At 66.8% G+C, this 22,541-nt stretch carries 20 protein-coding genes and 1 riboswitch; of the genes, 15 read left to right on the forward strand and 5 right to left on the reverse strand.

What is annotated here, in order from left to right; all coding sequences use genetic code 11:
- Positions 1-28 precede the first annotated feature (28 nt).
- From ABIC90_RS23670 to ABIC90_RS23680, 3 genes are read right to left on the reverse strand one after another with little or no spacing between them, the layout of a single operon-like run.
- Positions 29-940 carry a pseudouridine synthase gene (locus ABIC90_RS23670; RefSeq protein ID WP_354358491.1) on the reverse strand — a complete coding sequence of 304 codons (912 nt, stop codon included), beginning with the start codon at positions 938-940 and terminating at the stop codon, positions 29-31.
- Positions 937-2,253, reverse strand: a complete 1,317-nt coding sequence (locus ABIC90_RS23675) for a leucine-rich repeat-containing protein kinase family protein (protein WP_354358493.1) — start codon at positions 2,251-2,253, stop codon at positions 937-939. Before ABIC90_RS23675 ends, ABIC90_RS23670 begins: the two co-directional genes overlap by 4 nt.
- Before the next feature lie 17 nt (positions 2,254-2,270).
- Positions 2,271-3,341 carry an MBL fold metallo-hydrolase gene (locus ABIC90_RS23680; RefSeq protein ID WP_354358495.1) on the reverse strand — a complete coding sequence of 357 codons (1,071 nt, stop codon included), beginning with the start codon at positions 3,339-3,341 and terminating at the stop codon, positions 2,271-2,273.
- Between the two features lie 117 nt (positions 3,342-3,458).
- Here ABIC90_RS23680 and ABIC90_RS23685 point away from each other — a divergent pair, with 117 nt between their 5' ends.
- The 10 genes from ABIC90_RS23685 to iaaH all read left to right on the forward strand — a co-directional run bounded on the left by ABIC90_RS23685 (position 3,459) and on the right by iaaH (position 14,274).
- The gene (locus ABIC90_RS23685) at positions 3,459-3,857 is read left to right on the forward strand and encodes a MerR family transcriptional regulator (protein ID WP_354358497.1); all 399 of its coding nucleotides are present in this window, start codon (positions 3,459-3,461) and stop codon (positions 3,855-3,857) included.
- Between the two features lie 41 nt (positions 3,858-3,898).
- Positions 3,899-4,630, forward strand: coding sequence for a carbonate dehydratase (gene can / locus ABIC90_RS23690; protein ID WP_354358499.1), 732 nt, complete (start codon positions 3,899-3,901; stop codon positions 4,628-4,630).
- A 12-nt stretch (positions 4,631-4,642) separates the two neighbouring features.
- Positions 4,643-6,463, forward strand: a complete 1,821-nt coding sequence (gene aceK, locus ABIC90_RS23695; protein WP_354358501.1) for a bifunctional isocitrate dehydrogenase kinase/phosphatase — start codon at positions 4,643-4,645, stop codon at positions 6,461-6,463.
- A 67-nt stretch (positions 6,464-6,530) separates the two neighbouring features.
- Positions 6,531-7,715, forward strand: a complete 1,185-nt coding sequence (locus ABIC90_RS23700; protein ID WP_354358503.1) for an acetyl-CoA C-acyltransferase — start codon at positions 6,531-6,533, stop codon at positions 7,713-7,715.
- 144 nt (positions 7,716-7,859) lie between these two features.
- Complete coding sequence (locus tag ABIC90_RS23705) at positions 7,860-8,480, forward strand: hypothetical protein (RefSeq protein WP_354358505.1); 621 nt, start codon at positions 7,860-7,862, stop codon at positions 8,478-8,480.
- Entirely contained in the window at positions 8,477-9,358 is an 882-nt protein-coding gene (locus ABIC90_RS23710; protein ID WP_354358507.1) for a hypothetical protein, read from the forward strand. Before ABIC90_RS23705 ends, ABIC90_RS23710 begins: the two co-directional genes overlap by 4 nt.
- A 67-nt stretch (positions 9,359-9,425) precedes the next feature.
- Positions 9,426-10,673: a glutamate carboxypeptidase gene (locus tag ABIC90_RS23715; RefSeq protein WP_354358509.1), complete on the forward strand. Its 1,248-nt coding sequence runs from the start codon at positions 9,426-9,428 to the stop codon at positions 10,671-10,673.
- A 28-nt stretch (positions 10,674-10,701) separates the two neighbouring features.
- Positions 10,702-11,832, forward strand: coding sequence for an acyl-CoA dehydrogenase family protein (locus tag ABIC90_RS23720; protein WP_354358512.1), 1,131 nt, complete (start codon positions 10,702-10,704; stop codon positions 11,830-11,832).
- Positions 11,829-12,665 carry a metallophosphoesterase gene (locus ABIC90_RS23725; RefSeq protein WP_354358514.1) on the forward strand — a complete coding sequence of 279 codons (837 nt, stop codon included), beginning with the start codon at positions 11,829-11,831 and terminating at the stop codon, positions 12,663-12,665. Before ABIC90_RS23720 ends, ABIC90_RS23725 begins: the two co-directional genes overlap by 4 nt.
- Before the next feature lie 91 nt (positions 12,666-12,756).
- Positions 12,757-14,274, forward strand: a complete 1,518-nt coding sequence (gene iaaH, locus ABIC90_RS23730; RefSeq protein ID WP_354358516.1) for an indoleacetamide hydrolase — start codon at positions 12,757-12,759, stop codon at positions 14,272-14,274.
- An 18-nt stretch (positions 14,275-14,292) separates the two neighbouring features.
- Here the strand turns inward: iaaH and ABIC90_RS23735 are convergent, their stop codons facing one another.
- Positions 14,293-15,048: a helix-turn-helix transcriptional regulator gene (locus tag ABIC90_RS23735; RefSeq protein ID WP_354358518.1), complete on the reverse strand. Its 756-nt coding sequence runs from the start codon at positions 15,046-15,048 to the stop codon at positions 14,293-14,295.
- A gap of 114 nt (positions 15,049-15,162) precedes the next feature.
- On the opposite strand from ABIC90_RS23735, the gene ABIC90_RS23740 reads away from it, so the two are divergent.
- The 5 genes from ABIC90_RS23740 (at position 15,163) to ABIC90_RS23760 (ending at position 21,386) form a co-directional block, all read left to right on the forward strand.
- Positions 15,163-16,971 (forward strand): hybrid sensor histidine kinase/response regulator, encoded by a 1,809-nt coding sequence (locus ABIC90_RS23740; RefSeq protein ID WP_354358520.1) that lies wholly within the window; start codon positions 15,163-15,165, stop codon positions 16,969-16,971.
- A 55-nt stretch (positions 16,972-17,026) separates the two neighbouring features.
- Complete coding sequence (locus ABIC90_RS23745) at positions 17,027-17,458, forward strand: YchJ family protein (RefSeq protein WP_354358522.1); 432 nt, start codon at positions 17,027-17,029, stop codon at positions 17,456-17,458.
- 36 nt (positions 17,459-17,494) lie between these two features.
- A riboswitch (TPP riboswitch) is annotated at positions 17,495-17,600 on the forward strand.
- 90 nt (positions 17,601-17,690) lie between these two features.
- Positions 17,691-19,577, forward strand: a complete 1,887-nt coding sequence (gene thiC / locus ABIC90_RS23750; protein WP_354358524.1) for a phosphomethylpyrimidine synthase ThiC — start codon at positions 17,691-17,693, stop codon at positions 19,575-19,577.
- A 726-nt stretch (positions 19,578-20,303) separates the two neighbouring features.
- A complete protein-coding gene (locus ABIC90_RS23755; RefSeq protein ID WP_354358526.1) occupies positions 20,304-20,996 on the forward strand; it encodes an HAD family hydrolase in 693 nt (230 codons plus the stop codon).
- A gap of 63 nt (positions 20,997-21,059) precedes the next feature.
- On the forward strand, positions 21,060-21,386 hold the full coding sequence (locus tag ABIC90_RS23760) for a thioredoxin family protein (protein ID WP_354358528.1): 327 nt from the start codon (positions 21,060-21,062) through the stop codon (positions 21,384-21,386).
- A gap of 30 nt (positions 21,387-21,416) precedes the next feature.
- On the opposite strand, the gene ABIC90_RS23765 is transcribed toward ABIC90_RS23760, so the two are convergent.
- The gene (locus ABIC90_RS23765) at positions 21,417-22,445 is read right to left on the reverse strand and encodes an AraC family transcriptional regulator (RefSeq protein ID WP_354358530.1); all 1,029 of its coding nucleotides are present in this window, start codon (positions 22,443-22,445) and stop codon (positions 21,417-21,419) included.
- Between the last annotated feature and the right edge of the window lie 96 nt (positions 22,446-22,541).

Raw genomic sequence — 22,541 nt, forward strand, 5'->3', positions numbered from 1 at the left:
GCTTAGTGCGCGGCGCGCGCGCGGTGCGTCACCTTGGTGCCAGCGACAGGCTCCGGGGGCTCGCGAAGCTGCGCGGCTCGCCGGTGATCGGGTCCTTGAAGGCGACCGACTTGGCGAGCAACTGCAGGGGCTTGTCGAAGTCGTCGGTGTTCTCGGGCAGCAGGGTGGGGTAGATCGGATCGTTCTCGATCGGCATGCCCAGCGCCATGCAGTGCACCCGCAACTGGTGCTTGCGGCCGGTGATGGGCGCCAGAAGCAGCAGCGCCCGGTCGCCGAGCGTTTGCTGCACCACGATGCGGGTCTCGGAGTTGGGCTCGCCGGGCACTTCCTTCATGCGCATGAAGTGCGCGTCGTCCACCAGGCGGCTGCGGTAGGTGTCGGGCACCGACGAAACGCCTGCGCGCCAGGGCACCACGGCTTCGTAGTGCTTGGCGATGCGCCGCTCCGGAAACATGGCCTGGTAGGCGCCGCGCGTTTCGGGCCGCACCGAGAACAGCACCAGTCCCGAAGTGCTGCGGTCGATGCGGTGCAGCGGCACGAGGTCGTCGAGTTGCAGCTTGCGCTTGAGCCGCACCAGCAGGCTCTGCTGCAGGTACTTGCCGCCGGGTGTGACGGGCAGGAACGGCGGCTTGTCGACCACCAGGAGCTGCTCGTCGCGGAACAGGACCTGCTCCTCGAAGGGGATGGGTACCTCGGCGTCCAGCGTGCGGTAGTAGTAGACGCGCAGCGGTGCCTGGTAGCGGCGCTCGGCGGTGACGGGGACGCGGTGTTCGTCGATCACCTCGCCGGCAGCGATGCGGGCCATCCACGCGTCGCGTGTGATCGCGGGAAAGCGCTCGACCAGGAACTCGGCGATCGTGGGCCAGGGGCCGGCCGGCAGCCCCACGCAACTGGGGCCGACGCCGTCGCGCGTGGGCAGCGGCAGCCGGTGGCCGGTCATGCCGCGGCTTCTTGCTGCAGCGCCGAAAAAGCCTCGGCGAACGAAGGGCGCGACGCCACGTCGGGATGCATGCAGCGGTCCTTGAGGCCGAGCATTGCAGCGGGCGGCGCATCGCTGCAACGGGCGAACAGTTCTTCCAGCAGGCAGCCGAAGGCGCGCATTTCCAGGCGCTGCACGGCCTTGCCCTGGTTCGGGTCGAGCGCGCCGGTCATCCAGCCCGCGCCGAAGTCGCCGAGCCGGCCACCGCCTTCGGCATTCCACAGAATGTTGTGGGCGTAGAGGTCGCCGTGAACAATGCCGCGCGCATGCAGGTGCTGCACCGCCGAGGCGATGTCGCGCGCGATGCGCAGCGCCACCTGGGCGGGCCATTGCGCGTCGTCCGCATACACGTCGCGCGTGCACGAGGCCAGGCTAGGCGGCCCCGCAAGGACGCGGAAAGACGGCGGCACCAGGGGCATCACCAGGCCTTCGGTGCCATCGGGGTGGCCGTCGATCCGGCTCCGCGCCGCGATCAACGTGGGGTGCTCGCCGGCCGCGATGCAGGCGGCCATTTCGCTGTGCGGCCAGCCGTCGCTGGTGACCGCGCCTTTGAACAGCTTGACCGCCACTTGTTGCTGCCCTTGCTGCGCTGCGCCCAGCGTTGCCTGATAAATCACGCCCGATGCGCCTTCACCCAGCTTCTGGCCCAGCGTCAGATCGCGCCAGGCGACATGCGGCACCGACTTCGCGGCGATGGCCGCGTCTTCGGCTTGCGTGTCGAAGGCGTTGCCCGCCGCCGCGAGCCACGACAGGCGAGGCAGCGAGAGCAGCCAGTCTGGCAGCGCCTCGAAGCGGTTGGCGGAAATGCGAAGCAGCTCCAGCTGCCGGCATGCGGCGACCGCGGCCGGCAACGCGCGCAGCCGGTTGCCCGCCAGCATGAGCTTCTGCATGCGCGTGCAGCGGCCCAGCGTGTCGGGCAGTGCTTCGATGGCGTTGTCGGTCAGGATCAGCCAGCGCAGCGAGGGCGGCAATGCGGCGTCCGGCACGCTGCGGATGCGGTTGGCCTTGAAGCCGACGATGTCCAGGTCAGGGCATTGACCGATGGATTCGGGCAGTGTCGTGAAGCGGTTGTCGGAGCAGAACAGCACGCGCAGTTTGTGCAGCCGGCCGAGGTCGTCGGGCAATGCAGCCAGCGCATTCCCGGAAAGATTCAGTGTTTCGAGCGAATCGGCGAGGTCGAAGATTTCGCGCGGGAACTCGGTGAGTCCGCATGAAAGATCGAGCCGGGTGGCGCCTGCCAGCCGGCCCGCGCGCAGCTCGGCAAGCGTGTCCATCCGGCGAGTCTAAAGGGCTAGACGGCGGCGCTCCGTGCCCCAAAGCGGTAGACACCGTCTTTGCTTAGTTCGCGCTTCACTTGCCCCGAGAACCACAGCAGGTGAAAGTGCGCGATCGTCTCGCCCATCGCAAAGGTCATCTGGTGCAGATCGAGTTCGCGCTTGAACAGGATCGGCAGGCCCTCGGCCGCGGTGAGCGCGCGCGCCGTGCAGGCTTCGAGCAATTCGGCGAGGCGGTCGCGGTGGTGTTCCTGCAGCTGGTCCACGCGGCGGTGGATGCCGGTGAAGGGCTTGCCATGCGAGGGCAGGCCCACCGTGTCGGCCGGCAGCCTCTTGAACTTGTCGATGCTGTCCAGAAAGAGCCGCAGCGAGTTCGCCTCGGGCTCGCCCGCATGCACGCTCACGTTGGTAGAGATGCGCGGCAGCATCATGTCGCCGCCCAGCAGCAGCTTCTGCGCGTCGCAGTACAGCGCGATGTGCTCGGGTGCATGGCCGTAGCCGCTGATGCAGCGCCAGTCGTGGCCGCCGATGCGCACGAGGTCGCCATCCATCATGCGCACGAAGCGGTCGGGCACCGAGGGCACCATGTTCGCGTAGTAGTTGGTGCGCGCGCGGATCTTGGCGATGGCTTCGGGGTCGGCGAGGCCGTGCGAGGCGAAGAAGCTGGCTGCCGCGTCGCCGCCCGCGAGCGTGTCGCCGGCGGTGCTCAGCACGCGGGCCACGTGGTAGTCGGTGGCGCTGATCCACAGCGGTGCGTTCCAGCGCTCGCAAAGCCACGCGGCCAGGCCGATGTGGTCGGGGTGCATGTGGGTGACGATGACGCGCAGGATCGGCAGGCCCTGCAGCTGGGTCTCGAAGATCTGCTCCCACTGCGCGCGCGCCTCGTCGTGCGCGATGCAGCAGTCCACCACGGTCCAGCCCTCGACGCCGTCGATGGTGTCGCGCAGCAGCCAGAGGTTGATATGGTCCAGCGCAAAGGGCAGCCGCATGCGGATCCAGCGCACGCCGGGCGCAACCTGCAGCGCCTCGCCGGGCGCGGGCAGGGTGTCGCCAAGGGTGTAGTGGAGTTCGCGTTCGAGGAGGTTCATGTAAGATTGACGTTTACGTAAACGTCATGGATGAGTGGCTTCATTGTAGGGAGCGCGACCGAAGTCTGCTGTCGCCCCCGTAACGCCCTTGCCGGACGTGCCTGAAACCCTTTCGCCATGTCTGCGCAAACCTTCACCATCAGCGAGCTTGCCAAGGAGTTCGACCTCACGACGCGGGCCATCCGCTTCTACGAGGACATGGGCCTGCTCACGCCCGAGCGGGCCGGCCTGCAGCGTGTGTACACCGCGCGCGACCGGGCGCGGCTCACGCTCACCCTGCGTGCCAAGCGCCTGGGCCTGAGCCTGACCGAGGCCAAGGACATCCTCGACATGTACGACAGCCCGCGCGACACCGTGCCGCAGCTGCAGAAGTTTCTCGGCGTGCTGGGTGCACACCGGGCGCAGCTCGAAGCGCAGATGACCGAGCTGCAGGCCAACATCGCCGAAGTGCGCGCACACGAGAAAAAGGGCCGGGCCACCTTGGCGCGCGCCCAAAAGAAGTCCAGGACCGCATGAAACCGCCATCCGAGGCACGACTCATCGACAATCCCACTCCTATGTCCGACAACAACATCGACGACCTCTTCGCCCACAACCGTGCCTGGTCCGCACAAATGGAACGCGACCGTCCCGGCTTCTTCACCGGCCTGGTGAAGCAGCAGACGCCGCGCTACATGTGGATCGGCTGCTCCGACAGCCGAGTGCCCGCCAACCAGATCACCGGCCTGGAGCCGGGCGAGGTGTTCGTGCATCGCAACGTGGCCAACATCGTGGTGCACTCCGACCTCAACGCGCTGTCGGCGATCCAGTTCGCGGTCGAGCACCTGAAGGTCGAGCACATCATGGTGGTGGGCCACTACGGCTGCGCGGGCGTGAAGGCCGCGCTCAGCGGCAAGCGCATCGGCCTGGCCGACAACTGGATCCGCCACATCCAGGACGTGCGCGACCGCCACGCCACGATGCTCGACAGCCTGCCCGAAGAGGTGCGTGTCGATGCGCTGTGCGAGCTCAACGTGGCCGAGCAGGTGGTCAACGTGGCCGTCAGCACCGTCATGGTCGATGCCTGGGCGCGCGGCCAGAAGGTGCGCATCCACGGCTGGACCTTCGGCGTGCACGACGGCCTGCTGCAGGACCTGGGCCTGAGCGTCGACGGCGCCAAGCCGCTGGACGGGGCCTACAAGGCCGCGGTGCAGCGCATCCGCTACAAGTGGAGCAAGCCCGCGGGCGCGGCGCTCCCTTCGCCTTCCGCGCAGGCGGGCGCCGACGGCACCGAAGCCAGCACGGCCTGAGCCGGCCGGGCCATGTTCCCGCAGCGCCTCGATTCGTCGCTGGCCTACGACATCGCCAAGGCGATGATCGACGGGTTCAACCGGCACTACCGGTTGTTCCGCGCCGAATCGGCGCGCGCCAAGCACCGTTTCGAAACTGCGGACTGGCACGGCCAGCAGCGGGCGCAGCGGGAACGCATCGAGTTCTACGACCTGCGCGTGAACGAGGCCGTGGCCCGGCTCGAGAAAGAGTTCAAGGCCGGCGAGCAGCCGATGGAGGTGTGGCACCAGGTCAAGCTGCACTTCATCGGCCTTCTGGTGGACCACCACCAGCCCGAGCTGGCCGAGAGCTTCTTCAACTCGGTGACCACCAAGATCCTGCACCGCGCGTACTTCCAGAACGACTTCATCTTCGTTCGCCCCGCGATCAGCACCGAGTACATCGAGCCGCGCGGCGCGCCGACCTACCGCCCGTATTACCCCGCGCACGACACACTGGCCGACACGCTGGAGCAGATGCTCGACGACTTCGCGCTGCAGGGCAGCTATGCCGACAAGCGGCGCGATGCCGAGCGCGTGGCGCAGGTCGTTCTGAACCGCTTTCAACAGGTGAAGCTGCGCGCCAACTTCCAGTTGCAGGTGCTCTCGGGCCTGTTCTTTCGCAACAAGGGCGCATACGTGGTCGGCAAGATCATGAACGGCTTCACCGAGATTCCGTTTGCGCTGCCGATACTGCATGACAGCGCCGGCAGGTTCTACATCGATGCGGCGCTCTTCGGCGAAGACGACCTGCAGATGCTCTTCAGCTTTGCGCGCGCCTACTTCATGGTCGACATGGAAGTGCCCTCGGCCTGGGTGCAGTTCTTGCGCTCGCTGATGCCGCGCAAGCCGCGCGCCGAGATCTACAACGCGCTGGGCCTGGCCAAGCAGGGCAAGACGCTTTTCTACCGCGACTTTCTCTCGCACCTGAACTACTCGAGCGACCGCTTTCGCATCGCACCCGGCATCAAGGGCATGGTCATGCTGGTGTTCGACCTGCCTTCGTTTCCGTTCGTCTTCAAGGTCATCAAGGACTTCTATCCGCCGCAGAAGGACACCACGCGCGAGCAGATCAAGGGCAAGTACATGCTCGTGAAGCAGCACGACCGCGTGGGGCGCATGGCCGACACGCTGGAGTACAGCGACGTGGGTTTTCCGCTCGACCGCTTCGAGCCCGAGCTGATCGAGGAAATCCAGAAGTTCGCGCCCAGCCAGCTGGAGATCGGCGACCGCGACGGCAACGGGGAGATGGAGGTGGTGCTCAAGCACGTCTACATCGAGCGCCGCATGATCCCGCTCAACATTTACCTGCAGGAGGCCTTCGACACGCTCGCGCACCCCGAGAGCCCGGCCCATGCCAGGCGCGCGAAAGACCAACTCGAACACGCGGTGGTCGAGTACGGCAACGCCATCAAGGACATGGTCGCGGCCAACATCTTTCCCGGCGACATGCTGTGGAAGAACTTCGGCGTCACGCGCGGCGGCAAGGTCGTGTTCTACGACTACGACGAGATCGAATACGTCACCGATTGCAAGTTTCGCAAGGTGCCCGCGCCGCGCAACGAAGAAGACGAGATGAGCGGCGAGGTCTGGTACTCGGTGGGCCCGAAGGACGTGTTCCCGGAGACCTTCGAGCCCTTTCTGCTCGGTAACCCCGACGTGCGCAGCGCCTTCATGGCGCACCACGCCGACCTGCTCGACGCCGCCTTCTGGCAGCACCACAAGGAACGCATCCAGGCAGGGCAGATGCTGGATGTGTTCCCGTACGAAGAATCGCAGCGCTTCCAGCACGAGGGGCACGCGACCCATTTCTGACCGGCCCGCGGCCAAGGCTGCAGCCGACCGTTTCACTTTCACATCCGCATTCAAGAAGGAGACCCTCATGTCCGAATCCATCGTCATCGTCGGCGCCGCCCGAACCCCCATGGGCGGCTTTCAAGGCGACTTTTCTTCCCTCTCCGCCCACGACCTGGGCGGCGCCGCCATCAAGGCCGCCGTGGAGCGCGCCGGCATCGCGCCCGAGAGCGTGGGCGAAGTGCTGTTCGGCAACTGCCTGATGGCCGGCCAGGGCCAGGCCCCGGCGCGCCAGGCGGCCTACAAGGGCGGCCTGCCCGACAGCGCGGGCGCGGTCACGCTCAGCAAGATGTGCGGCTCGGCCATGAAGGCCGCGATGCTCGCGCACGACCTGCTGCTGGCAGGCACGCACGAGGTGATCGTGGCAGGCGGCATGGAGAGCATGACCAATGCGCCTTACCTCATGCTCAAGGGCCGCGGCGGCTACCGCATGGGCCACGACAAGATCTATGACCACATGATGCTCGACGGCCTGGAAGACGCCTACCAGCCGGGCCGTTCGATGGGCACCTTCGGCGAAGACTGCGCCGCCAAGTACAAGTTCACCCGCGAGCAGCAGGACGCCTTTGCCATTGCCAGCGTGCAGCGCGCCAAGGCGGCCACCGAATCGGGTGCGTTCAAGGACGAGATCGTGCCGGTCACCGTGAAGGGCCGCGGCGGCGACACCGTGATCTCCATCGACGAAGGCCCGGGCAAGGTCAAGCTCGACAAGATCCCGACGCTCAAGCCCGCGTTCAAGAAAGAGAACGGCACCATCACCGCCGCCTCGAGTTCGTCGATCAACGACGGCGCCGCCGCGCTGGTCATGATGACCGAGTCGCACGCAAAGAAGATCGGCGCCAAGCCCATCGCCCGCCTCGTCGGCCACGCCACGCACGCGCAGGAGCCCGAGTGGTTCTCCACCGCGCCCGTCGGTGCGGTGGCCAAGCTCTTCAAGAAGACCGGCTGGACCGTGAAGGACGTCGATCTGTGGGAAGTGAACGAAGCTTTCGCCGTGGTGCCGATGGCGCTGATGCACGAGCTGGACGTGTCGCACGACATCGTCAACGTGAACGGCGGCGCCTGCGCGCTGGGCCACCCGATCGGCGCGAGCGGTGCGCGGATCATGGTCACCCTCATCCATGCGCTGAAGGCGCGCGGCAAGAAGCGCGGCGTGGCCACGCTGTGCATCGGCGGCGGCGAAGGCACGGCGGTGGCTATCGAATTGATTTGATTTATTTCAAATTGTCTTTCAATGATAAATAGGGCAATAATTAATTGATGCTTATTTAACATTTCCCCCTGAAAACTGCTGCTACCATTTCGGCCTCGTAGACATGCGCGGTGCGTTGCGAGGCGGAATGGAGTTTCGGGGAAAATGGATAGTCGCCAAAAAAGATGCAATTGGCTGGTTAAAAGCCAATTGCAAGGCAATCGAAATCATCTGCGCCTGAATAAAAGGGCTCTGAAGCTCGTGCTTGTGGCATCGACGGCGCTTGTTTTATTTGCAGTCGCCACGCCAACAGTAGAAGCCGGTTTCATGTCGAAATCGGATCGCATGGTCTTGCAACTGGCTGCCTTGGGGCGCAATGACAGCCGGTCTTTGTGCGATTTGAAAGCAATTGGGGAAGTGCTTTCAATTCATGCTGAAGAAAATTCAAAAGTCCCGAGCTCCAACAGTTTCTTTTCTGTGGCGCTGCGATCGCCAGACGGCGCGATGTCTGGTGTTCATACAAGATTTCAACGGGGCTCTGACACCGTCTGCAGGCTTCAATTGCGAATTGAAGGCCACCGGTTCTGCAATGCCGACTCCGCACGGCTGCAGCGTTTGATAGGTCGGCGCGTTCAATCCCGGTTGGCGATGCTGTACGAGCCCGGCTTCTACGATCACGGCTATGAGCTTTTGCGCGACGACGCAAAAACAATCCTCCTCGGGTGGCGTGAACCTGGTAGTTCCTGCCCTGCCGAAGCGGAAATCGTCGGCGCGTTCCGCGAATGACGGCCTCTTCCCGTCGCTCGCTGCCTTGGCTCGCATGGGTGGCAGGAGCCATCCTGGTCACGATGTGCGCCTTGCTTTTATACGAATCCGCTCGCGAGGACTTTCCTCGCCAGAATCTGCGCGCGTTTGACGCTCGACGTGCCGCACAACTGAGCGAAATGCAGCGCTCTGCCTACGAGCAGGAGCTTTTCAGCGAGTTGTCGCAATGGAATCGCTTGAGCCGCCGCTATCCGACCGAAGCCGGTGTCAAGCAACGCGAAGAGCGTTGGAAGCAGTTGGCAAGTGAAGGCCTCGAGCTGGCGCATATCGCATTGCAGGTGCTCCAGCCAAACGGCGGATTCGTCTATCCGCTCGATGGTCCGATGGCCAGGCTTCAGGTGCTTGCGGAGCAAGGTGACCAAGGTGCGATGTGCCTGATGACAGGGCTCGTCGCCCAGGCCAAGCCCTCGCGGCGATCTGCGGAGCAGGTCGACATGGCCAGGAAATGGTTGATCAAGGGGGCGGAAGGCGGTCATGCGGAGTGCCAATTGCAGCTGGGCCGTCACACGATCCTGGGCTTGGAGGGCTTTGCCAAGGACGAGAGCCGCGGTTTGTCCCTGGAGCTCGCCGCGCGTCGAAACGGCTACGCACATGACCTCGGCGGCCTGATCACTTATTTCCAGAGTCGCTGGTCCACGGATCCTGCGGACCTCACGAGGCTGTATTGCTGGCTGTCTGTCGATGCACAGTCGCGGCTCACAGACGGGCCGCAGCAAATGCTGAGGCTTCTGCGCACGGACGCGCAACGTCTTGGTTCCGAAGAGCTGTCGAATCTTGCAGGGCATCTGGAGAGCCAGAAGTTTTTGCTGCCCACCTGCGTCGACTTGAGCGTGCGCTGAGGTCGTCGGAAAGCAGGGTGTCGATGCCTAGAATGGAAGTTTCGCCCGCCTTCTGGAGCCCTCTTTCATGTACCTGGCATTTCCCCGCAAAGCCGCCGCCGCATTGCTCACCCTGACGTTTTTGGTTCCTGCCAGCTGGGCGCAAAAGCGCGACAACGTGCTGTTCCAGGCCGCGACCGACGAGCAACCCGCCGTCATCAAGACGCTGGAGAAGCTGGTCAACATCGAGACCGGCACCGGCGACGCCGAAGGCATTGCCGCCGCCGGCAACTATCTCGAAGGCGAACTCAAGGCGCTGGGCTTCACCGTCACCCGCAGCAAGTCGGCCGGCCTCGTGGTCGGCGACAACATCGTGGGCAAGCTCAAGGGCCGCGGCGGCAAGAACCTGCTGCTGATGTCGCACATGGACACCGTGTACCTCAAGGGCACGCTCGCCAAGGCGCCGTTCAGGGTCGAAGGCGACAAGGCCTACGGCCCCGGCATCGCCGACGACAAGGGCGGCAACGCGGTCATCCTGCACACGCTCAAGCTGCTCAAGGACTACGGTGTGCGCGACTACGGCACCATCACCGTGCTGTTCAACACCGACGAGGAAAAAGGCTCCTTCGGTTCGCGCGACCTCATCCAGGAAGAAGCCAAGCTGGCCGACTACGTGCTCTCCTTCGAGCCCACCAGCGCCGGCGACGAGCGGCTTTCGCTGGGCACCTCGGGCATCGCCTACGTGCAGGTCAACATCACCGGCAAGGCCTCGCATGCGGGCGCCGCGCCCGACCTGGGCGTGAACGCGCTGGTCGAGGCCTCCGACCTCGTGCTGCGCACCATGAGCATCGACGACAAGGCGAAGCACCTGCGCTTCAACTGGACCATTGCCAAGGCCGGCAACGTGTCGAACATCATCCCGGCCAGCGCCACGCTGAACGCCGACGTGCGTTATGCGCGCAACGAAGACTTCGAAGCCGCGATGAAGACGCTGGAAGAAAAAGCGCAGCAGAAGAAGCTGCCCGAAGCCGACGTCAAGGTGCTGGTCACGCGCGGCCGTCCGGCGTTCAATGCCGGCGAAGGCGGCAAGAAGCTCGTCGAGAAGGCCGTGGGCTTCTACAAGGAAGCCGGCGGCACGCTGGGGGTGGACGAGCGCACCGGCGGCGGCACCGATGCAGCGTATGCGGCGCTCTCGGGCAAGCCGGTGATCGAAAGCCTGGGCCTGCCGGGCTTCGGTTATCACAGCGACAAGGCCGAGTACGTGGACATCAGCGCCATTCCGCGCCGCCTGTACATGGCGGCACGGCTGATCATGGACTTGGGCGCAGGCAAGTAAACACAAAGAAAAATACAGGAGACACGCCATGCTGCTCAGTGCCGACCAGGAAGCCATCCGCGACGCGGTGCGCGATTTCTCGCAAGCCGAACTCTGGCCCCACGCCCCCAAGTGGGACCGCGAACACAGCTTTCCGAAAGAGGCGCACCAGGGCCTGGCGGCGCTGGGCGCCTACGGCATCTGCGTGCCCGAGGAGCATGGCGGCGCGGGCCTGGACTACCTCACGCTCGCGCTGGTGCTCGAAGAAATCGCGGCCGGCGACGGCGGCACCAGCACCGCGATCAGCGTGACCAACTGCCCGGTCAACGCGATCCTCATGCGCTACGGCAACGCGCAGCAAAAGAAGCAATGGCTGGAGCCGCTCGCGCAGGGCCAGATGCTCGGCGCCTTCTGCCTCACCGAGCCGCAGGCCGGCAGCGACGCATCGAGCCTGCGCACCACCGCGCGCAAGGACGGCGACGGCTACGTGATCGACGGCGTGAAGCAGTTCATCACCAGCGGCAAGAACGGGCAGGTCGCCATCGTCATCGCAGTGACCGACAAGGGCGCGGGCAAGCGCGGCATGAGCGCCTTCATCGTGCCGACTGATGCACCGGGCTACAACGTGGCGCGCCTGGAAGACAAGCTGGGCCAGCACAGCAGCGACACCGCGCAGATCAACTTCGACGGCTGCCGCATCCCCGCGGAAAACCTCATCGGCGCCGAAGGCGAGGGCTACAAGATCGCGTTGGGCGCGCTCGAAGGCGGCCGCATCGGCATCGCCGCGCAGAGCGTGGGCATGGCGCGCAGCGCCTTCGACGTGGCGCTGGCCTATGCCAAGGAGCGCCAGGCCTTCGGCGGTGCGATCTTCGACCAGCAGGCCGTGGGCTTTCGCCTCGCCGAGTGCGCAACGCAGCTGGAAGCCGCGCGCCAACTCATCTGGCACGCCGCGAGCCTGCGCGATGCGGGCCTGCCGTGCCTGAAGGAAGCGGCCATGGCCAAGCTCTTTGCCAGCGAGATGGCCGAGCGCGTGTGCAGCGCCGCCATCCAGACGCTGGGCGGCTACGGCTACGTGAACGACTTTCCGCTCGAACGCATCTACCGCGACGTGCGGGTGTGCCAGATCTACGAAGGCACCTCGGACATCCAGAAACTGCTGATCCAGCGCGCGCTGGCGTGAGCGGCACGCGCCGCCGCCGGCCGTGGGTGCGGATCGCCATGGCGGTCCTGCTGCTGGCATTGGCGGCCTGGGCCGTCCTCATCGAGCCGCGCTGGGTGGCGGCGCGCGTCGAGCCCTTGAGCCATTCGCAGTGGCAGGCGCCCGCCGGGCTCAAGGTGGCCGTGGCGGGCGACTGGCACCTCAGCACGCGTTCGCTGTGGCGCGTGACCAGCGCGGACCGCGCCGCGGCCATCGTCGACCAGATCAATGCGGCGCAGCCCGATGTGATCCTACTGCCGGGCGACTTTCTTGCGGGCTCGGGCGACGACGAGGCCTTTCCCATCGAAGCGATGGCCGCCGTGCTCGGCCGCCTGAAGGCGCCGCAGGGCGTGTATGCGGTGCTCGGCAACCACGACTGGTGGCACGACGGCGAGCGCACGGCCAAGGCCCTGTCCGCGCAGGGCATCCGCGTGCTGGAGAACGCCTCGGTGCGCCTGCCCGGCCACGAGCTCTGGGTGGTCGGTATCGGCGACGACTCGACCGGCCATTCGCAGCCCGACAAGGCGTTGGCCGGCGTGCCGCAGGGCGCAGCCACGCTGGTCATGATGCACGACCCCTTCAGCTTCGCGACCATGCCGCGCACGCGGGGGCTGGTGGTCGCGGCGCACACGCACGGTGGGCAGGTCAGCGTGCCGGGATATGGCGCGCTGGTGGTGCCGGGGCGCGCGCCGCGCGAGTGGGCCTACGGCTGGATCGCGCACAAGGGCAAGCGCATGTACGTGACCAGCGGCCTGGGCGTGAGCATCCTGCCGGTGCGATTGAACATGCGGCCCGAGTGGGTGATGTTCCAGTAGCGGCACTGCCGTGCCCTGTCATCGGTTTCGATGACAGACAGGACAGCGCCGGCGGCGCAGCATGGCGGTCTCTTCGTCGAAGGTCCTTGCCATGTCCCTTTTCAAACGCGTTTCCTTCTCCCTGGCTGTGCTGGGCTGCGCCATGGGCTTTGCCGCCCAGGCCCAGCCCGCCGCCCCCGACATCGCCACGCTGACCGCCACGGACGCCGTGCAGCAGCTCTGCGCCGGCACCCTGACCAGCGAGCAACTGGTGTCGGCCTACCTTGCGCAGGCGAAGGCCGGGGCGAACCTCAATGCCTTCATCACGCTCGACGAGGCCGGCGCGCTGAAGGCCGCACGCGCCGCCGATGCACAACAGCGAAAGCGCGGAGGCGCCTGCAAGCCGCTGGCCGGGCTGCCGGTGGTCATCAAGGACAACATCCAGGTCAAGGGCCTGCCCGCCACTGCCGGCTCTCCGGCGCTCAAGGGCTTCGTGCCCGCCGCCGATGCGCCGGTGGTCGCGAAGCTGCGCGCGGCCGGCGCGGTCATCCTCGGCAAGACGAACATGCACGAGCTGGCCTTCGGCGTCACCGGCTACAACCCCGCGTTCCAGACCGGCCCCGAGGTCGGCGTGCGCAATGCGTATGACGCGAGCCGCATCGCGGGCGGATCGTCGTCGGGCAACGGCGCGGCCCTCGGTGCGCGCATGGCGCCGGCGGCGCTGGGGACCGACACCGGCGGCTCGGTGCGCATTCCGTGCGCGTTCAACGGCTGCGCGTCGCTGCGTCCGAGCATGGGCCGCTACTCGCAACAGGGTATTGCGCCGATCTCGCACACCCGCGACACCGCCGGACCGATGGCGCAGTCGATGGCCGACGTCGCACTGCTCGACCGCGTGATCGCGGGCGGTGCGGCCCTCAAGCCCGCGGACCTGAAGCGCGTGCGGCTGGGCGTGGTGCCGGCTTTCTACGCGAACCTCGATGCCGACACGCGCGCCGCCACCGATGCCGCGCTCGCCAAGCTGCGCGCGGCCGGCGTCACGCTGGTGGATGTGGAGATGCCCGGGCTCATGGCGCTCAACGGCGCGATCGGCTTCCCGCTCGCGCTCTACGAGGCGCACGACGACTTGGTGGTCTACCTGGCGAAGTACCGCACCGGCATCGATATCGCGCAGCTCACGGCGGGCATCGCGAGCCCCGACGTCAAGGGCACCTTCGAGGCCTTCGTGATTCCGCGCAAGCTGCCCGCACCGAACGGCGTGGTCGATGCGAAGCCGGCCTACGACAACGCGATGCGCGTTGCGCGGCCCGCATTGCAGAAGCTCTACCGCGACACTTTCGCCAAGGACAGGCTCGATGCGCTCGTGTTCCCGACCGTGCCGCGCGTGGCCCTGGCGGCCGCGCCCGAGGCCAGCAGCCCCGAGAACTTCGGCGCGCTGATCCAGAACACCGACCCCGGCAGCAATGCCGGCATTCCGGGCGTGCAGTTGCCCTCGGGCCTGGGCGCGACCAGCGGCTTGCCGGTGGGGCTGGAACTGGACGGGCCGGCCGGCAGCGACCGCAAGCTGCTCGCCGTGGGCCTCGCGGTGGAGGGCGTGCTGGGGCGCTTGCCGGCACCCAAGGCGAAATAGGGCGCTCCGTCGGCCGTATCAGCGCTGCGCCAGCCCGGCCAGCGCCGAGCGCCGTTCGATGCCCAGCTTGTCGAAGATGCGCCGCAGGTAGGTGCGCACCGTCGGCACGCTCACGGCCATGCGGCGCGCGATTTCCTTGTCGGTCAGGCCTTCGCACACGGCGCGCGCCACCTCCTGCTCGCGCGCGCTCAATGCGTTCCACGGCGTTTCGGCTGGCACGGGTACGGGCACCGCGGCCGCCGTGCGCTGCGCACGCTGCAGCGCGCCAATGAACGCGGGCTCGATCAGGTCGAGCAGCGCCTTCTCATGGTCGCCGAAGTCGCCGCGCCCCTTGCGCCGCCAGATGCGCAGGTCGCCCAGCGCGCGCTCGCCCGCGAAGGCATGCAGGTTCATGCCCCAGTGCAGCCCGTCTCGCGACAGAAAGTCGGTGAAGAACGCGGTGCGCATCAGTTCGCGCTGCGGCATCACGTCGGTCACGCGCGTGGCGCGGCGGTGCGACTGCAGCACGAAGGTGATCGGGTCGTGGTGCTGGTGCCATTCGCCGTAGCGGTCGAGGTTGGCCGGGTCCATGTTGAGCGCCACGCGGCCGTCGAAGCGGCCGCTGTCGGCGTTCCATACGAAAGAGGCGAACTGGTCCGCGTGCAGCAGATCGAGCAACGCCCAGCCCAGGCGCTCGCGGATGTCGCTTTCGCCGCGTTCTTGCGCCAGCAGCGTGAAAACGCCGCGCAGCGCCTGCTGTTCGGAGCCTGTCAGGTACATCGCCGCCTCGCTCATTTCGTGTGCCGAAGCAAGGCTAACGTCTAGCAAGCGGCGCGCCAAGGGTGGATGCCCCGGGGCGCCGAACAGGCGCCGTCACAAGGCACGCGCAGAATCGCAGGCAGCACGACCATGTCCACGCCCCCTTCACCTTCCTCCGCCACCTCCGGCTCGCGACCGCTGCGGCAGCGGCTGCGCGACTACTGGATCGAGGCGCCGAACGCCGATCCGCTGGTCGACCAGAGCCTGGCGCGCGCCTACATCGTCGACACGCGCGACACGCCGCTGTCGGCGGCCGTCACCGCGGCGGTGTTCTGGGTGTTGTTCCTGGTGCTGACCGGCGACCGGGGCACGCTGGTGTGGGCCGTGCTGGTGCATGCGATGCAATGGAGCATGCACCGCCACCTGCACCGGCTGGACCCGCAGGCCATCGAGCCCGCATCGGCCGCCCTCACGCGCCGCCGGCTGGAACTGCGCATGCTGTTTCCAGGGCTGGTGTGGGCGCTGGCGCCGTGGCTGTTCTTTCCGCACGGCGATCTTGCGTACATCCTGCTGATGTACTTTTTCGTGAGCGGCACCACCGGCGTGATCATTGCCGCGCTCGCGCAGTGGTGGCTGGCCGCGCTGTGCTTCGGCGTGCCGGTGTTCCTGAGCCTGGCGCTGCGGCTGGTGCTGGAGCCGGGCAGCGTGCCGGTGATCATGGGCTGCCTTGCGGTGTCGCAGCTGCTCGCGTCGCTCCACTACGCGCGCAAGCAGAACCGGCTGATCGTGCGCTCCATCGAGAACGGCTTCGAGAACGCGCGCCTGGCCGAGGCCCTGTCGCGCCAGCTCGACCATGTGGCGCAACTGGCCGCGCAGCGCGCGCGCATCTTCGCGGCCGCCAACCACGACCTGCGCCAGCCGATGCATGCGCTGGCGATCTTCGTGGATGCGCTCGACACCCGCAGCGCCCCGAGCGCCAACAACCTGCGCTTCATGCGCGACAGCGTCGATGCGCTGCGCGGCTCCATCGACGCGCTGCTGGACATCGCACAGCTCGACGGCGGCGTGGCGCCGGTGCGCCTGGAGCCCCTGCGCCTCGATGCGCTCTTCGCCTCGCTGAACGGGCGCTTCGCCGCGCTGGCCGAGGCCAAGGGGCTCGCGCTGCGCTTCCAGCCGACCGCTGTGGTGGTGCGCGCCGACGCACGCATGCTGGCTCGCGTGCTCGGCAACCTGGTCGACAACGCCATCAAGTACACGCCCGCGGGCACGGTCTTCGTGCTGGCGCGGCGGGTGCGGCGCTCGGCCAACGGCGTGCCCGCGTGGCGCATCGAGGTGCGCGACTCGGGCGTGGGCATCGAGGCGGAGCACCAGGCGCAGGTGTTCGAGGAGTTCTTCCAGGTCGACAACCCGGGCCGCGACCGCAGCCGCGGCCTCGGGTTGGGCCTGTCGCTGGTGGCGGGCATGGCGCGGGTGATGGGCTCGCGCATCGAGGTGCGCTCTGCGCCGGGCCGCGGCAGCAACTTCTCGCTGGTGCTGGAGGAGGCGACCGCGCCGGCCGCAGCCGCCGCACCCGCTACGGTGCCGGCTGCCGGCCCGTCGCCGGACGCCGCGGTGCGCATCCTGGTGCTCGACGACGAGCAACCGGTGCGCGAGGCGATGCGCTCGCTGCTCTCGGGCTGGGGCCACGAGGTGGCGCTGGCCGCCAATCCGCGTGAAGCGCTGCAGCACGGCGGCGTGTTCGACCTGATGCTGAGCGACTTGCGCCTGGGCAGCGGCCTCTCGGGCCTGGCTGCCGCGCAGGCCCTGCAGGCGGTCGGCAAGGCGCGCAACGTGGTCATCCTGACGGGCGAAACCGCCCACGCCAACCGGGTCGAGGTCGAGCGCGCGGGCTATGCGCTGATCTACAAGCCCGCCGATGCCCGGGCCCTGCAGGACGCGATCGCCGCCAGCCGCGGCTAGCTCCGGGCTTGCCCCAGCGGAGGACGGCCCGCGAGGTGTTCCAATAGAGGCCTTCATGAGCGCCACTGATCCCACCACCGGACCTTGCCCCTGCGGCCGCACCGACCGCCGCGACAAGCCCATCGGCTACGCCTTGTGCTGCGGCCGCTACCTCGATGATTTCGAAAACACGCCCGCACCGGACGCCGAATCGCTGATGCGTTCGCGCTACTCGGCCTTCGTGCTCGAACGCGCCGAATACCTGCTCGCCACCTGGGATGCATCGAAGCGGCCGGCTTCCATCGAGTTCGAGCCGGGCGTCAAATGGCTGGGTCTGGACATCCGCTCGCGCTCGGTGCTCGATGCGGACCACGCCGAGGTCGAATTCGTCGCCCGCCAGCGCAGCAGCGCCGGCACGGCCACCCGCCTGCACGAGCGCAGCCGCTTCGTGCGCGAAGGCGAACGCTGGTATTACCTGGAAGGCGATCTGCAGCACCCCGTGGCCTGAGACGGGTTGACGCGCCGGGCCGGGGCTCGCACAATCGGCCCCGCTCCGGGGTGCACACATGTGGTGTGCTGAGATGGCAAAGCTGCCGACCCGCGAACTTGATCCGGGTCATACCGGCGTAAGAAGAGCTGCACTCCCTGACTTCGGTCCGTCACTCCCCTTTGGAGACGGGCTTTGCCGAAGTCCACCGAGCGATTGCGGAGCACCCTTTTCCTCAACAAGGAGTGCCCCGATGAATGCCCCGGACAAGTTCACCTCTTTGCTTTCGCTCACGCGCGAGCCTTTTCCCGCATCGCACAAGTGCCTGATCCCGGGCAGCCGGCCCGACCTGAACGTGCCGGTGCGCGACGTGCGGCTGACCAACGGCGAGACGGTGTCGCTCTACGACACCTCGGGCCCGTACACCGACGCCAAGGTCGACATCGACGTGCGCCGCGGCCTGCCCGGCGTGCGCGATGCGTGGATTGCCGAGCGCAACGACACCGAAAGCTACGAGGGTCGTTCGCACCAGGCACTCGACGAAGGCCTCAAGCACGCCCACGACCACGATGCCCAGCGCCTGGCCGAGCTGCGCGCAGGCGCCTCGGCATTGCAGCGCACGCCGCGCCGCGCGAAGTCGGGTGCCAACGTCACGCAGATGCACTACGCACGCCGCGGCATCGTCACGCCCGAGATGGAATACGTGGCCCTGCGCGAGAACGGCAAGCGCGAGTGGATGGCCGAATACCTGGCCAACGAGGAGCGTGCGAAGCGCGTGGCCGGCAACCCGATGGGTGCGAGCATCCCGCGCATCATCACGCCCGAATTCGTGCGCGACGAAGTGGCACGCGGCCGCGCGATCATCCCCGCCAACATCAACCATCCTGAAGTGGAGCCGATGGCCATCGGCCGCAACTTCAAGGTGAAGATCAACGCCAACATCGGCAACTCGGCCGTCACCTCCAGCATCGAGGAAGAAGTCGAAAAACTCGTGTGGGCGATCCGCTGGGGCGCCGACAACGTGATGGACCTGTCCACCGGCAAGAACATCCACACCACCCGCGACTGGATCGTGCGCAACTCGCCGGTGCCCATCGGCACCGTGCCGATTTACCAAGCGCTGGAGAAGGTGGGCGGCGTGGCCGAAGACCTGACCTGGGAGATCTTTCGCGACACGCTGATCGAGCAGGCCGAGCAGGGCATCGACTACTTCACCATCCACGCGGGCGTGCGGCTGCCTTTCATTCACCTCACGGCCGACCGCATGACGGGCATCGTGTCGCGCGGCGGATCGATCATGGCCAAGTGGTGCATCGCGCACCACAAGGAGAGCTTTCTGTACGAGCGCTTCGAGGACATCTGCGACATCATGAAAGCGTACGACGTGAGCTTTTCGCTGGGCGATGGCCTGCGCCCCGGCTCGGGCGCGGATGCCAACGACGAAGCGCAGTTCGCCGAACTGCGCACGCTGGGCGAACTCACCCGGGTCGCGTGGAAGCACGATGTGCAGACCATGATCGAAGGCCCGGGCCATGTGCCGATGCACATGATCCAGGCCAACATGGACGAGCAGTTGAAGCACTGCCACGAGGCGCCGTTCTACACGCTCGGGCCGCTGACCATCGACATCGCGCCGGGGTACGACCACATCTCCAGCGCCATCGGGGCCGCGATGATCGGCTGGGCCGGCACGGCGATGCTTTGCTACGTGACGCCGAAGGAACACCTCGGGTTGCCTGACCGTGACGACGTGAAGCAGGGAATCATTGCCTACAAGATCGCGGCGCATGCGGCGGATGTTGCGAAGGGGCATCCGGGGGCTCGGTCGCGGGACGATGCGTTGAGCAAGGCGCGCTTCGAGTTTCGGTGGCAGGACCAGTTCAACCTGGGGCTCGACCCGGATACTGCGCGCGAGTTTCATGATGAGACGCTGCCCAAGGATTCGAGCAAGGTGGCGCATTTCTGTTCGATGTGCGGGCCGAAGTTCTGCTCTATGAAGATCACGCAGGAAGTGCGCGAATACGCTGCTAAGAAGGGCGTGGCCGAGGCCGAAGCCATGGCTGAGGGGATGGAAGAAAAGTCCAAGGAGTTCATGGCGGGCGGCGGCGAGATCTACATACCTATTCGGGCTGTGTCTTAAGGTTTGCTTTCCGAGGCCGGGTCTCGCCCCGGCAGGCGACCTACTTTTCTTTGCTTCGCCAAAGAAACGTAGGCAAAAGAAAGGCGACCCCACTGTCTGCGACCCCTTCGCGTTGCTACGGGGCAACCTGCGGTGCTCGCGGTTCGCGGGGTCTCGCAGAACTCGCCTTCGGCTCAGACAGCTGCGAGCCCTGATCCGCGAACCGCTCCGCTCCTCGGCGCAGCCAGAGGGGAGGGGGCACGGTCCGGGCCATCGCTTCGCTCGGCCGCCGGATTTGCTCCTTCCCCCTCTGGGGGAAGGCTGGGATGGGGGCAGGCAGAGCGCTCGATAGCTCCACCGCCGGCCCTCACCCCAACCCTCTCCCCAAGTGGAGAGGGAGCACCCCGGGCCGAGCGCAGCGAAGGCCCGCATTGTGTCGAGCGCCGAGCGCAGCGATGGCGCGTCCCAAAGCCCTTCTGTATGCGCCGAGGAGCGCAGCGTTTCGCGGATCAGGGCTCGCCCTTGTCTGAGCGCAGCGAGTTTGGGCGAGACCCCGCGAAACGTGAGCACCGCAGGTTGCCCGTAGCGAAGCGGAGGGACGCAGACAGCAGGGTCGCCTTTCTTTTGCCTACGTTTCTTTGGCGAAGCAAAGAAAAGTAGGTCGGCCGCCGGGCCGAGACCCGGCCCCGGGAAAAAAACACCCCCCATTGCTACCATCGTCCCAAGCCCAACAGACGAAACAACTCAATGACCCCATTCCCCTTCGCCGCAGTCCTCTTCGACTGCGACGGCGTCCTCGTCGATTCCGAGCCCATCACCAACCGCGTGCTCGCCGAAATGCTCGGCGAACTCGGTTGGCATCTCACCACCGAAGAGTCGATGAACACCTTCACCGGCAAGGCCGTGAAGGACGAAACCGCGCTCATCGAATCCAGGACCGGCGTCAGGATCACCGACGAGTGGCTCAGGCGCTTTCGCGCGCGCCGCAACGAGGCGCTGGAGCGCGACCTGGTCGCCATTCCGCACGCCCCCGCCGCCATCCGCGAGATCCACGCCATGCTCAAGGGGCGCATCGCCTGCGCCTCGGGGGCCGATCGCCACAAGGTCGAGTTGCAGCTGGCCAAGGTCGGCTTGCTCGACTGCTTCCAGGGCCGCATCTTCAGCGGCCATGAAATGCCCCGCTCCAAGCCGCACCCCGACGTGTACCTGGCCGCGGCGGAAGCCCTCGGCGTGGACCCGAAGCGTTGCGCCGTCGTCGAGGACACCGTCACCGGCGCGATGGCCGGGGTGGCCGCAGGCGCCACGGTGTTCGGCTACAGCACTGGCGAATCGGGCCACAGCGGACCCGGCCCGCTGCTGAGCGTGGGCGTGACGCGGGTGTTCAGCGACATGGCCGAATTGCCTGCGCTGCTATCGGGCCATGGCCTGCAGGTGGCCTGAGTTTCTGGTGGAATGAACGGCATCGATTCCAAGTCGCAGGAATACAGGAAGGAACCACAGCCCATGACCTCCGAATACAAGACAGAACAACCCGACCGCACCGAGATCGACGCACGCACCGGTCCCGCCGTGGTCGAGTTCGGCACCAACTGGTGCGGCATCTGCAAGGCCGCGCAGCCGAACATCGCCGAAGCCTTCGCCCAATACCCGGACATCCCGCGCATCAAGGTGGAAGACGGTAGCGGCCGGCCGCTGGGCCGTTCGTTCAACGTGCGCCTCTGGCCCACGCTGGTGTTCATGCGCGATGGCAAGGAAGTGGCGAAGCTCGTGCGTCCGGAAGACAGCCAGTCCATCGTGGATGCGCTGGCAAAGATCGCGCAGCCGGCCTGAGGCGTCTTCGATCCTTCCGCGCCTTCGCCGCTACAAGCCCTGCTGCCGAAAGTCCCGCGGCGCATGTCCCGTCCACTGCAGGAACGCGCGCGAAAAACTCTTCTCGTTGCGAAACCCCACCGCCAGCGCCACCTGCTTGATCGGCCGTGTCGTGCGGCGCAACTGGTCCACCGCCAGTTCATGGCGCACCTCGTTCTTCAGCGTCTGCAGCGACGTGCCTTCTTCATGCAGCTGACGGTGCAAGGTGCGGCTCGAGACATTCAGCAGCGCAGCCAGCGCATCGGCCGTGGTGGCCTCGCTCGCGCGTGAGCGCAGCAGCTCGCGCACGCGCTGGCCCAGCAGGCGGTCGCGGCGGTACTGCAGCACCGTCAGCGGCAACGCGCGCTTGAGCATGGTGCGCAGCGCACGCTCGTCGCGCTGCAACGGCAAGGCGAGGTAGCGTTCGTCGAAGCTGAAGCCGGCCTCCGGCGCATCGAAGCGCACATCGGCGGTGAACATCAGCGGGTAGGCATCGCGGTGCGGCGGCGCTTCGAACGGAAAGGCGGCATCGCGCAGCGAGATGCGCGAATCGATCGCCCAGCAGACGTACCCGTGCAGAAAGCGCAACGTGGTCACCAAACAGAACTCGCGGAAGGCTTCGTCCAGCGGGCGGTTCTCGGTGATGCGCAAGGTGGCCACGCCGCCCGACACCTCCAGCGCGAGCGCGATGTCGTCGGTCAGCAGGCGGTGGTGGCGGCACCAGCGCTTGATGGCCACGCCCAGGTCGGGCGAGGTGAGCGAGGCGCGGCACAGCATGCCGTAGCTGCCCCAGGGCAGCCGCCGCGAGAACCAGCCCAGGGCCTCGTCGTCCATCTCCTGCATGGCGTGTTCCGACAGCGCCTCGAACTGCGCCGCCGTCACCCGTGCACCCGGACGGGCCACCTCGCGCGGCGTGATCTGTGCCGCTTGCAGGGCCTTGGACGGATCCGCACCGTAGCGCTCATAGCCCTGCACGATGGCTCTCACAAAGGCCATCGGCGTGACGGCGCGGGCAGGCTTCAGGAAGGCGGGCGATGTCATGGTCCGGGACGGAAGTCGTGGCGCAATTTGCAACCATTGTGGCGCCAATTGCGGCGCGGCCAGGCGTAAGCTGCGTGGTTCCAAGCGCCATTCCGC

It is taken from the genome of Variovorax boronicumulans, from assembly GCF_040544675.1.
GTDB classification, from domain to species: domain Bacteria; phylum Pseudomonadota; class Gammaproteobacteria; order Burkholderiales; family Burkholderiaceae_C; genus Variovorax; species Variovorax boronicumulans_D.

Coding starts and splice junctions, on each gene's coding strand:
- ABIC90_RS23700 (WP_354358503.1), top strand. CDS start 6,531: ATGTCCGAATCCATCGTCATCGTCGGCGCCGCCCGAACCCCCATGGGC.
- ABIC90_RS23675 (WP_354358493.1), bottom strand. CDS start 2,253: ATGGACACGCTTGCCGAGCTGCGCGCGGGCCGGCTGGCAGGCGCCACC.
- ABIC90_RS23680 (WP_354358495.1), bottom strand. CDS start 3,341: ATGAACCTCCTCGAACGCGAACTCCACTACACCCTTGGCGACACCCTG.
- iaaH (WP_354358516.1), top strand. CDS start 12,757: ATGTCCCTTTTCAAACGCGTTTCCTTCTCCCTGGCTGTGCTGGGCTGC.
- ABIC90_RS23740 (WP_354358520.1), top strand. CDS start 15,163: ATGTCCACGCCCCCTTCACCTTCCTCCGCCACCTCCGGCTCGCGACCG.
- ABIC90_RS23705 (WP_354358505.1), top strand. CDS start 7,860: ATGGATAGTCGCCAAAAAAGATGCAATTGGCTGGTTAAAAGCCAATTG.
- ABIC90_RS23765 (WP_354358530.1), bottom strand. CDS start 22,445: ATGACATCGCCCGCCTTCCTGAAGCCTGCCCGCGCCGTCACGCCGATG.
- ABIC90_RS23735 (WP_354358518.1), bottom strand. CDS start 15,048: ATGAGCGAGGCGGCGATGTACCTGACAGGCTCCGAACAGCAGGCGCTG.
- aceK (WP_354358501.1), top strand. CDS start 4,643: ATGTTCCCGCAGCGCCTCGATTCGTCGCTGGCCTACGACATCGCCAAG.
- ABIC90_RS23760 (WP_354358528.1), top strand. CDS start 21,060: ATGACCTCCGAATACAAGACAGAACAACCCGACCGCACCGAGATCGAC.
- ABIC90_RS23720 (WP_354358512.1), top strand. CDS start 10,702: ATGCTGCTCAGTGCCGACCAGGAAGCCATCCGCGACGCGGTGCGCGAT.
- ABIC90_RS23710 (WP_354358507.1), top strand. CDS start 8,477: ATGACGGCCTCTTCCCGTCGCTCGCTGCCTTGGCTCGCATGGGTGGCA.
- ABIC90_RS23685 (WP_354358497.1), top strand. CDS start 3,459: ATGTCTGCGCAAACCTTCACCATCAGCGAGCTTGCCAAGGAGTTCGAC.
- ABIC90_RS23745 (WP_354358522.1), top strand. CDS start 17,027: ATGAGCGCCACTGATCCCACCACCGGACCTTGCCCCTGCGGCCGCACC.
- ABIC90_RS23670 (WP_354358491.1), bottom strand. CDS start 940: ATGACCGGCCACCGGCTGCCGCTGCCCACGCGCGACGGCGTCGGCCCC.
- ABIC90_RS23755 (WP_354358526.1), top strand. CDS start 20,304: ATGACCCCATTCCCCTTCGCCGCAGTCCTCTTCGACTGCGACGGCGTC.
- can (WP_354358499.1), top strand. CDS start 3,899: ATGTCCGACAACAACATCGACGACCTCTTCGCCCACAACCGTGCCTGG.
- thiC (WP_354358524.1), top strand. CDS start 17,691: ATGAATGCCCCGGACAAGTTCACCTCTTTGCTTTCGCTCACGCGCGAG.
- ABIC90_RS23715 (WP_354358509.1), top strand. CDS start 9,426: ATGTACCTGGCATTTCCCCGCAAAGCCGCCGCCGCATTGCTCACCCTG.